Annotated in this window: 10 protein-coding genes and 1 pseudogene; 7 read left to right on the top strand and 4 right to left on the bottom strand. The window is 67.9% G+C overall.

The genetic code is table 11. The features are described from left to right. Together GJV64_RS07870 and GJV64_RS07865 are read left to right on the top strand one after the other, a co-directional pair. Positions 1-280: pseudogene (locus tag GJV64_RS07870) on the top strand (methylmalonyl-CoA carboxyltransferase); the annotation flags it as partial. Between the two features lie 117 nt (positions 281-397). Next, positions 398-1,690, top strand: a complete 1,293-nt coding sequence (locus GJV64_RS07865; RefSeq protein ID WP_164156713.1) for a hypothetical protein — start codon at positions 398-400, stop codon at positions 1,688-1,690. An 11-nt stretch (positions 1,691-1,701) separates the two neighbouring features. On the opposite strand, the gene GJV64_RS07860 is transcribed toward GJV64_RS07865, so the two are convergent. Beyond that, positions 1,702-1,980 (bottom strand): EF-hand domain-containing protein, encoded by a 279-nt coding sequence (locus GJV64_RS07860; protein WP_164156714.1) that lies wholly within the window; start codon positions 1,978-1,980, stop codon positions 1,702-1,704. A gap of 63 nt (positions 1,981-2,043) precedes the next feature. After that, entirely contained in the window at positions 2,044-2,850 is an 807-nt protein-coding gene (locus GJV64_RS07855; RefSeq protein WP_164156712.1) for an NUDIX domain-containing protein, read from the bottom strand. Positions 2,851-2,955: 105 nt separating this feature from the next. Here GJV64_RS07855 and ispG point away from each other — a divergent pair, with 105 nt between their 5' ends. From ispG to GJV64_RS07835, 4 genes are read left to right on the top strand one after another with little or no spacing between them, the layout of a single operon-like run. Continuing rightward, on the top strand, positions 2,956-4,086 hold the full coding sequence (gene ispG / locus GJV64_RS07850; protein WP_164156711.1) for a flavodoxin-dependent (E)-4-hydroxy-3-methylbut-2-enyl-diphosphate synthase: 1,131 nt from the start codon (positions 2,956-2,958) through the stop codon (positions 4,084-4,086). A 6-nt stretch (positions 4,087-4,092) separates the two neighbouring features. Next, positions 4,093-4,422, top strand: coding sequence for a hypothetical protein (locus GJV64_RS07845; RefSeq protein WP_164156710.1), 330 nt, complete (start codon positions 4,093-4,095; stop codon positions 4,420-4,422). An 8-nt stretch (positions 4,423-4,430) separates the two neighbouring features. Then, positions 4,431-4,586, top strand: a complete 156-nt coding sequence (locus tag GJV64_RS07840; RefSeq protein ID WP_164156709.1) for a hypothetical protein — start codon at positions 4,431-4,433, stop codon at positions 4,584-4,586. A gap of 22 nt (positions 4,587-4,608) precedes the next feature. Beyond that, positions 4,609-5,088: a GNAT family N-acetyltransferase gene (locus GJV64_RS07835; RefSeq protein WP_164156708.1), complete on the top strand. Its 480-nt coding sequence runs from the start codon at positions 4,609-4,611 to the stop codon at positions 5,086-5,088. A 170-nt stretch (positions 5,089-5,258) separates the two neighbouring features. On the opposite strand, the gene ppa is transcribed toward GJV64_RS07835, so the two are convergent. Both ppa and GJV64_RS07825 read right to left on the bottom strand, forming a co-directional pair. Then, entirely contained in the window at positions 5,259-5,840 is a 582-nt protein-coding gene (gene ppa / locus GJV64_RS07830; protein ID WP_164156707.1) for an inorganic diphosphatase, read from the bottom strand. Between the two features lie 82 nt (positions 5,841-5,922). Continuing rightward, positions 5,923-7,845 (bottom strand): M61 family metallopeptidase, encoded by a 1,923-nt coding sequence (locus GJV64_RS07825; protein WP_164156706.1) that lies wholly within the window; start codon positions 7,843-7,845, stop codon positions 5,923-5,925. Positions 7,846-7,924: 79 nt separating this feature from the next. Between GJV64_RS07825 and hisS the strand changes: the two genes are divergently transcribed. Continuing rightward, positions 7,925-8,981, top strand: a 1,057-nt coding sequence (hisS, locus tag GJV64_RS07820; protein ID WP_164156705.1) for a histidine--tRNA ligase, incomplete at its 3' end; no start/stop codon positions are given.

Below are 8,981 nucleotides of genomic sequence, written 5' to 3'. Positions count from 1 at the left end.
CCTCGCCTGGCCGTCTGGCGACTGGGGCAGCCTGCCGATCGCCGGCGGTCTGGAGGCGGCCTACCGCGCCGAGCTGGAGGCCGCGCCCGACCCGGCGGCGCGTCTTGCCGAGATCCGCGAGCGGCTCGAACGTGTGCGTTCGCCACTGCGCACCGCCGAGAAGTTCGGTGTGGAGGCCATCATCGATCCGCGCCACACGCGCGCCGAAATGTGCCGCTTCGTCAACCTGGCGCAGCGCCGGCTGAAGCCGGGCGCCAAGGGCAGGGGGCTGCGGCCCTGATCCGGGCATTGCACGGCTGCTGACTGTATTATAAAGGCACATCACTTGGCGCGCCGGGCTAGGGGATGGTGATGGCGCGTGCAACCGGGGAGGCCGAAGATGGCGGCAACATGGGCCATGCGACTTGCACTGATCCTGGCGCTGGCCGCCCCGCTGGCGCCGGCCGTGGCCCAGGAGACACCGCCGCCAACGCTCGATCAGTTGCTCACCACGGCGGCAGCCGTCCACCGCAGCGTCATGACCCTGTCCAACGGCTGCTTTTCCGGTCCGGCCTATGATCGCTTGATTGCGGAAGGTCGGGCCGCGCAATTCTTCCTGCTGGGCGAAGAGCATGGCATCGCCGAAGGGCCGAAGCTGGCCGCCGCCCTGTTCCGCGCGCTGCAGCCGGCAGGTTATCAGCACTTCGTGATCGAGGTTTCGCCGCAGATGGCAACATTGCTCGATGCGCGCCTGCACAAGGGCGGCCTGGCTGGCCTGTCGGCCCTTTATGCCGAGCCGGGCGGCGAACCGGCCTTTTTCGGCATGCGCGAGGAGGCGCATATGCTGGCCGACGTGCGCGGCGCCGTGCCCGGCGCGCGGCCGGTGTTGTGGGGTGTCGATTACGAGGTGCTGGGTGATCGCCAGTTGATCAAGGCGCTGGCCGCCATGCCCAAGCCGGCAGCAGCCCGTGCGGCGCTGGCGGCACTGGCTGCGGCATCAGATGCGGCCTGGGCCAGACACCGGCGCTCCGGGGAGATCAGCGGCATCTTCAGCTTTGGCGGTGATCCGCAACTGGTGCGCGCAGTGCGCGAAGCCTGGCCAGGCCGCGACGCGCAAGCCAGCGCCATCTTGAAGACGCTTGAGGAAACGCTGGAGATCAATGCACTGTTCCTCGCCCGGCAGGGCTGGCAGTCCAATGCGCGCCGGGCCGAACTCATCCGCGGCAACTTCATCCAGCACTGGCAGGCCGCAACTGGCAGGGGGCCGGCGCCCAAGGTGATGGCCAAGATGGGCGCGTCGCACCTGCTGCGCGGACGCAGCACCACCGAGGTGTTCGATCTGGGCACGCTGCTGCCGGAAGTGGCGGCGTTGAACGGCGGCCACAGCTTCAGCCTGCTGGTGGTGCCGGGCGAGGGCGCGCTGACCGCGGTCAGCGATCCGGCCACGCTCACCTACAATTCTGCGCCGGCCAAGGATGGCTATGCCCGCGATCTGGGACCATTGATGGCAGCAGCGGCCAGCAGCGGCTTCACGCTCATCGATCTACGGCCGCTGCGCGCGACGCGCGGCCTTGGCCGGCCAACCACCAATCCCGGCCTGCTGCGAACCATCATGGGCTATGACATGATGCTGATATTGACCGGATCAACGCCGTCAGCGCAGTTCAGCGCCAATGCCCAATCACCGCCGGCACCGGCCTGCCCACGCTGAACAGCCTGGCCTCATTCGGCCGGCGGCGCCATCCCCATGGCCCGCATGCGCTTCATGCCCTCGGACAGTTCAGGCCGGGTGACGAACCCGTCCTTGTCGCCATCGAGCAGGTTGAAGCCCATCTCGCGGCGGCCGGCGGCGAGCCACTCCTCCTTGCTCCACTTGCCATCCTTGTTGGCATCAGCGGCGATCAGGCGCTGGCCAGCGGCGGACTGGGCAGGCGCAGGCGCCGCATCCTGTGCGACGACGGGCGCAGCAGCGAGGAGCAGCAGTGCAAGGGCAATACGCATCAGATCAGTCTCCGGATGAAGGCGAGCAGGCTATCAACGTCTGGCAGGCCGGCAATCCCCCGCTCATTCCCGGCGCAGATTGTTCACCCGGTCGCGGGTCACCGGATAGTCGATGCCTTCGGGGATGGTGAGCCAGGGCTCGCCCTCGATCATCTCGAAGGCCGGCTGCACATAGGGCGCCGGCAAGGCCGCCACACGTTCGAACAGCGCTGCCAGCGATTGATACTGGGCCAGGCGGTGCATGTTGCACCAGGTCGGGAACACCATCGCCGCCTTGCCGACCTCATAATCGGCCAGCGCACGCGCCGCTGTCGTCCAGCGCAGGGCCTTGGCCTCGAAGCCATCGGGCGTGATCACCGCGCTGGCCGAACGACCGGCGTCGGCAAGATAGAAGCGCGTGTCGAACCGCCGGGCGATCTGGGCGGCGGCCGGTGGCTCCCAGCGCGCAAAGGGGATGAAGCGCGCGGCATCCACCCGGTGGCCCATGGCGCCCAGCAGATTGGCAAAGCTGTAGGCCTCATCCTCGTTGGGGCCGCTGGCAAGGCCCGAGCGCGCGATGGCCAGCGCTTCGGCATCCGGGTGCGGGCCCTCGGTCAGCAGCACGCCGGTTTCCTCCAGCGCCTCGCGCGCGCACGCGACGCGCGCGGCCGCGTCCGCGTCATCAAGGCCATCGAAGCCCAGCGCCAGGTTGGGGTTGCGGGCAATGCCGCCGTCCACCCGGTCCACCCGGCCACCGGGGAACACCAGGGCGCCGCCGGCGAAGGCCATGTTCTCGCCGCGCTGGACCAATAGAAACTCGGGCACACCATCCTGCCCGGCGCGGGCCAGGATCACGGTGGCGGCGGGGATGGCAATGGGTTTGTCCGTCATGACTGCGATGATAGTGCGACTTGCGTGGGCGACGTCCTGTGCTATCGGGCAGGGCCAATTGGGTGCCGGGCAGGGTGCCAACCATATCCGAGGAGCCTGAAGGCCATGAGCGTGCGTCCCTGGCGCGACATCACCCGCCGCAAGAGCCGGCAGATCATGGTGGGCAAGGTGCCGGTGGGCGGCGATGCGCCGATCGCTGTCCAGACGATGACCAACACGCCGACCGAGGATGCGGCCGCCACCATCGACCAGATCCGCGCCTGCGAGGAGGTGGGGGCCGACATCATTCGCGTGTCCTGCCCGACGCCGGAAGCCACTGCCGCCTTCGGCAAGATCACCCGTGCCGCGCGCGTGCCGATCGTGGCCGACATCCATTTCCACTACAAACGCGCGCTGGAAGCCGCCGACGCCGGCGCCGCCTGCCTGCGCATCAACCCCGGCAACATCGGCAGCCGGGCACGCATCCGGGAAGTGGTGAACGCCGCCAAGGCCAATGGCTGCGCCATCCGCATCGGCGTCAACGCCGGCAGCCTCGAGAAGCATCTGCTGGAGAAGTACGGCGAGCCGTGCCCGGAAGCGCTGGTGGAAAGCGCGCTCGAGCACATGAAATATCTGCAGGACGAGGATTTCCACGAGTTCAAGATCAGCGTGAAGGCCAGCGACGTGTTCCTGGCCGTCGCTGCCTACAACGGCCTTGCCGAAGTCTGCGATTATCCGCTGCATCTTGGCATCACCGAAGCCGGCGGTCTGCAGGGCGGCACGGTGAAATCCTCCATCGGCCTTGGCATGCTGCTGTGGGCCGGCATTGGCGACACCATCCGCGTCTCGCTCTCCGCCGATCCGGTGGAGGAAGTGAAGGTCGGCTATCACATCCTGAAATCGCTCGGCATCCGCGCGCGCGGCGTGAAGATCGTCTCGTGCCCGTCGTGCGCGCGCCAGGGATTTGACGTGGTGAAGACGGTCGATGCGCTGGAACGGCGCCTGGCCCACATCACCACCCCGCTGTCGCTGTCGGTGCTGGGCTGCGTGGTGAACGGCCCCGGCGAGGCGCGCGAAACCGATATTGGGCTCACCGGCGGCGGCAACGGCCGGCACGCGGTGTTCCTGTCCGGCGTGTCCGATCACGTGATCGACGATGAACGGATGCTCGAGCACATCGTCAGTCTGGTCGAGGCCAAGGCGGCCGAGATCGAGGCCGCCAACGCCGCGGCCGCGGCTGCGGTTGCCGCCGAGTAACAGACGATGCACGGCGGCCCCCCGCGCCCGCGCCGGGTGGAAGAACCGGTGCGCCAGCAGGCCGTGGCCTATGGCTATGCGGTGGCGACCTGGTGCTTCGGCATCGGCGCTGCGGCAGTGTTGATCGAGGCGCTGGCGCTGGGCGTTGACGCGGACCGCATCACGTGGATCGCGGCGCTCACCGGACCGGCGGCAATGGCCTTCCTGCTGAAGCGCCTGTGGCTGCCCGATCGGGTAGAGCGGGGGGCGCGCTATTGGCTGTTCGCCGTGCCCTCGGTGAGCCTCGCCTTCTTCAGCGTGATGTGGATGTTCCGGGCCCTGGGACGGATGCTGTGAGGCGGGGCATGATGGCGGCGCTGTGGCTGGGTGTCGGCCTGGCCAAGATGGCGGCGCTGGTCAGCCTGATCGACGGCCACTGGGCCCGCGCGCTTCTGGCGCTGCTGTCGGCATGGACGCTGGCGGCGGCCGCAATTCTGCTGAGAGGCTTGCGCCGCGCCTGAACTGCCGTCACAGCGGCGCGCCATGACACACAGCATCCGCCCCGCCACGCCCGCCGATATCCCGGCCATCCACCGCCTGATCGTGGAGCTGGCGATCTACGAGAAGGAACCGGATGCGGTGAAGGCGACCCATGCCGACCTCAAGCGTGCCCTGTTCGGGGAGCGCCCGGTGGCGGAATGCGTGTTGGCCGAGCTGCATGGCGAGCCGGTGGGCCTGGCCCTCTTCTTCACCAATTTTTCCACCTGGATTGGCAAGCCCGGGCTTTATCTGGAAGACCTGTTCGTGATGCCATCGGCGCGCGGGGCCGGGCTGGGCAAGGCGCTGCTGGTGCATCTGGCGCAGCTGTGTGTGGCGCGTGGCTATGGCCGCTTCGAATGGAGCGTGCTGGACTGGAACGAGCCAGCCATCGGCTTCTACAAGGCGCTTGGCGCCAGGCCGATGGACGAATGGACGGTGATGCGCGTCGATGGCGAGGCGTTGAAGGCGCTGGCGGCGGGGTGACACGGCCGGCGGCAAAGCCGCCGAGTCCGTTCTGGTCAGGAACATGCAGGAAGCAGGGCGTGGCAGAGCCACGCCGTCGAAGCTGTTCTGACGGGCTGCGGCCCGTCAGCCAGCCCGGCCGCGCTGGCGCGAGTCTGTGTGCAACGCTGCGCGTTGCGCACTAGCCGCGCTCAGCGTGGCGCGCCGGGATGCTCCTTGTGCTCCACGGCAAGCGTGCCGGCCTGTTCAGCCTTGTAGCGCTCGATCGACTCCAGGATCAGCCGCTCTGCGGTGGCGCGGCCTTCCCAGCCCTGACACTTGACCCACTTGCCGGGTTCCAGATCCTTGTAGTGGCTGAAGAAATGCTCGATCTGGTCGAGCACGATCTTCGGCAGGTCGGTATATTCCTGCACGTCGGAATAATAGGGATAGACCTTGTTGACGGACACGCACAGCAGCTTGGCGTCGCCGCCGCCATCATCTTCCATCATCAGCACGCCAACGGGGCGCACACGGGCGATGGAGCCGGGCATGAACGGCGTGCGCGCCACGATCAGCGCGTCGATCGGGTCACCATCATCGGCCAGCGTGTGCGGCACGAAGCCATAGTTGCACGGATAACGCATCGGCGTGTGCAGGATGCGATCGATGAACAGCGCGCCGCTGGCCTTGTCGAGCTCATACTTCACCGGCTCGCCGCCCAGCGGACATTCGATCACCACGTTCACATCGTGCGGCGGGGCAACGCCGATCGGAATCGCATCGATACGCATGGGCCTCAAATCTCCTGTCGTCGTGTGCGGCGCGGGTTACGGGGCCGGGGGCCGCTTGTCCACGCTTCAATTGTGGCCAGTATCAGGGGCGGGCGCGCAGCAGCAGCTCCAGCCCGCTCGGGTTCTTGGCGTCGGTCTTGCCCAGCCGCTCCAGCCGCGGATAGCGCAGGCCGCCGGTCCACGCCCAGTCCACCTCGCGGATGCGGTCTTCCGTCTTCACGGTCAGCCGGATCGGAGCGCTGCCGCCCTTGGCTTCCGTCACTGCGGCCTTCATCACGTCGTCGCTGAAGGGCCGCTGGTTCACGGCGATGATGGTGTCGCCCACCGCCAGCCCCGCGTCGAACGCGGCGCTGTTCCAGATAACTTGGTTGACCTTGCCTGCAGTGCCAAGCACCAGCCCGCCCGAGAAGGCGAGGTTGAGGCTGCCGCGCGAACCGTCGGTGAAGGCCGCGGTCGGCGTGTCGGTATAGACCAGCTTCCAGCCCAGATACTCGAGGCCCTTCAGCGGCGCGCCGCCGGCCTTCTCGGTCAGCCGGGTCTTCAAGAGGCTTGCCCAGTCATAGGGCTGCACGGCGTTGAGGTCGGCCACCAGCGTGTCGAAGTCATAGGGCTTCACGCCCCAGTCCCCATCGCCGGTGCCGAAGAAGCGGCGGGCGAAATCATCGATGCTGCGCTTGCCGCCGCTCTCGCGCCGGATGACGCCATCCACCTCCAGCCACACCAGCATGCCTTCGGCATAATAATCCTCGCTGCGCTGGAAGCTCAGCCAGCCCTTGGGCGCGCGCGGCGTGATGATGGGATCATTGGTGGTGTCATCCAGGCTGCGCCAGCCGCGCGCCGGCCGGTTGTCCAGCGTGGCGGCGATGCCGGCAATCTGGTCGATCGTCTCCTCGACCGTCACCAGGCCCGAGCGCGCCTGCAGCACATAACCCCAGAACTGCGTCTGGCCTTCATAGACCCACAGCATGGAATTGCGCATCGGCGTGCGGAAATCGGGCGTCACCAGATCGGCGCCGCGCCGGTGCTTGCCGTTCCAGCTGTGGGTGAACTCGTGCGGCAGCAGGTTGCGCCGGCCCGGGCCCTTCGCCCACTCGGTGAAATAGGTGGTGTTCACCCCGTTTTCCGAGCTGCGGTGATGTTCCAGCCCGATGCCGCCCATCTTCTCGGTGAGCGAGAGCAGCAGATCATAATGATCGAACTGGCGGGTGCCGAACAGCTTCACCGCCTGGGTGACGAGATTGCGGTGCTTGCCGATCTGTTCGTCCGTGGCCTTCAGGAAGCGGGCTTCGTCGGCCACCACGTTCAGCGTAACATTCTGGCCAAGATCCCATTTGGCGAAATGCCGGCCGGCGAAGAAGGGGCTGTCCACCAGCGTTTCATAATCGACCGTCTGGTAACGGATGCGGTTGCCCTCGCGGGCCGCTTCGCGCAGGGCCGAGGCCGCCGTCCAGCCCGCCGGCCAGGTGACGCTGAGATCGACCGGGATCTGGCGCGTGAACCAGCCCGCCGGATAGAGCGAGACGCTGTTCGGCTGCAGGTTCATCATGTCGGCGGTGACGACGATGCGCCCCTGCGGGCCGTCGGTGGCGGACAGGAAATCGAACTTCACGTCCAGCGCGGTGGCGCCGGCCGGCACCTCCACCCAGAAGGCATAGACGTCGAGCGGGTCACGCTTCCAGGTGAGCAGCTTGCCGCCCGAGCGGATTTCCAGCCCGGCGAGTTTCTCGATCTCGCCGCGCGGCGCGTGCTTGCCAGGCAGCCACTTGGGGAACAGCAGCGCCATGCGCTTGCCCGCCAGATCGGCCGGCACCGGGATGGTTTCAGCCACCTTGAACACGCCGCGCACCGTGTCGGTGGCATCCACCGCCACGCTGAGCGTGCCGGGGAAGGGCACATCGCGCGCCACCGGCACCATGTCGACGATGGGCAGTGGCTGCGGCATCGAGCGCTGGGCGAGCACCGGGGTGGAAAGGAGGACTGTGGCGAGGAGCAGGGCTGTGCGCATGGCGGCTGGTTAGCGAAGCCGGGCGGGCGAGGGAAGGGGGGCGTTGCGCGCATCCCGGCGCTGCCCTATTGCCGCCGCCATGAGCAAGGCGCCGCAAAAACCGAGGGGCACGCAGGACATGATCGGCGAGGCGGCGGCCCGCTTCGATCATGTTGTCGAGACGTTCAACCGGGTGCGGAAGCTGCACGGCTTCGGCCGCATCGAGGTGCCGGTGTTCGAAAGCACCGCCGTGTTCGCGCGCTCGCTGGGCGAGACCACCGATGTCGTCTCCAAGGAAATGTATGAATTCACCGATCGCGGCGGCGATGCCATGTGCCTGCGCCCCGAGTTCACCGCCGGCATCGCGCGTGCCTATATCGAGAATGGCTGGCAGCAGCTCGCGCCGTTGAAGCTCGCCACCTGGGGGCCGCTGTTCCGCTATGAGCGCCCGCAGAAAGGGCGCTTCCGCCAGTTCCACCAGCTCGATGCCGAAATCCTCGGCGCCGGCGAACCGGCCGCCGACGTGGAGGTGATCGCGCTCGGCCAGCATCTGCTCGACGAGCTGGGCGTGGCGGATGACGTGGTGGTGACGCTCAACAGCATGGGTGATCCGGAGACGCGCGCGGCATGGAGCGCGGCGGTGGCGGCTTATTTCACCGCCCATCGCGGCGCGCTTTCCGAAGACAGCCAGCGCCGGTTGGACACCAACCCGCTGCGCATCCTCGACAGCAAGGATGCCGGCGACCAGGCGCTGGTGGCGCAGGCGCCGCAGATCGATGCCTATTTCACCGCCGAAGCCGGCGCCTTCTTTGAAAGCGTGCAGAAAGGCCTTCAGGCCAGCGGCATCCAGTGGCAGCGCAATGCGCGGCTTGTCCGGGGCCTCGACTATTATCGCCACAGCGTGTTCGAGTTCGTGACGCAGAGCCTGGGCGCACAGGGCACCGTGCTGGGCGGCGGCCGCTATGATGGCCTCATCGGCCACATGGGCGGGCCGGAGACGCCGGCGGTCGGCTGGGCGGCAGGCATCGAGCGGTTGGCGATGCTGGTGGCGGAGCCGGCGCTGCCCGGCGTGGCCGTGGCGGTGGTGGCTGTGGGCGAGGGCAGCGAGGCCGCCGCCCTGGCCTTGCTCACCGGGCTGCGCCGGGCCGGCATCGCCG

This window comes from Sandarakinorhabdus rubra (genome assembly GCF_010994245.1).
Lineage (GTDB): Bacteria > Pseudomonadota > Alphaproteobacteria > Sphingomonadales > Sphingomonadaceae > Sandarakinorhabdus > Sandarakinorhabdus rubra.
This window is presented reverse-complemented; position numbering and strand designations above follow the sequence as displayed.

Bases quoted from the DNA above. Each gene is read 5' to 3' on its own strand.
- GJV64_RS07835 (WP_164156708.1), top strand. From the start codon at position 4,609: ATGACACACAGCATCCGCCCCGCCACGCCCGCCGATATCCCGGCCATC.
- GJV64_RS07825 (WP_164156706.1), bottom strand. From the start codon at position 7,845: ATGCGCACAGCCCTGCTCCTCGCCACAGTCCTCCTTTCCACCCCGGTG.
- GJV64_RS07860 (WP_164156714.1), bottom strand. From the start codon at position 1,980: ATGCGTATTGCCCTTGCACTGCTGCTCCTCGCTGCTGCGCCCGTCGTC.
- ispG (WP_164156711.1), top strand. From the start codon at position 2,956: ATGAGCGTGCGTCCCTGGCGCGACATCACCCGCCGCAAGAGCCGGCAG.
- GJV64_RS07845 (WP_164156710.1), top strand. From the start codon at position 4,093: ATGCACGGCGGCCCCCCGCGCCCGCGCCGGGTGGAAGAACCGGTGCGC.
- GJV64_RS07865 (WP_164156713.1), top strand. From the start codon at position 398: ATGCGACTTGCACTGATCCTGGCGCTGGCCGCCCCGCTGGCGCCGGCC.
- ppa (WP_164156707.1), bottom strand. From the start codon at position 5,840: ATGCGTATCGATGCGATTCCGATCGGCGTTGCCCCGCCGCACGATGTG.
- GJV64_RS07855 (WP_164156712.1), bottom strand. From the start codon at position 2,850: ATGACGGACAAACCCATTGCCATCCCCGCCGCCACCGTGATCCTGGCC.
- GJV64_RS07840 (WP_164156709.1), top strand. From the start codon at position 4,431: ATGATGGCGGCGCTGTGGCTGGGTGTCGGCCTGGCCAAGATGGCGGCG.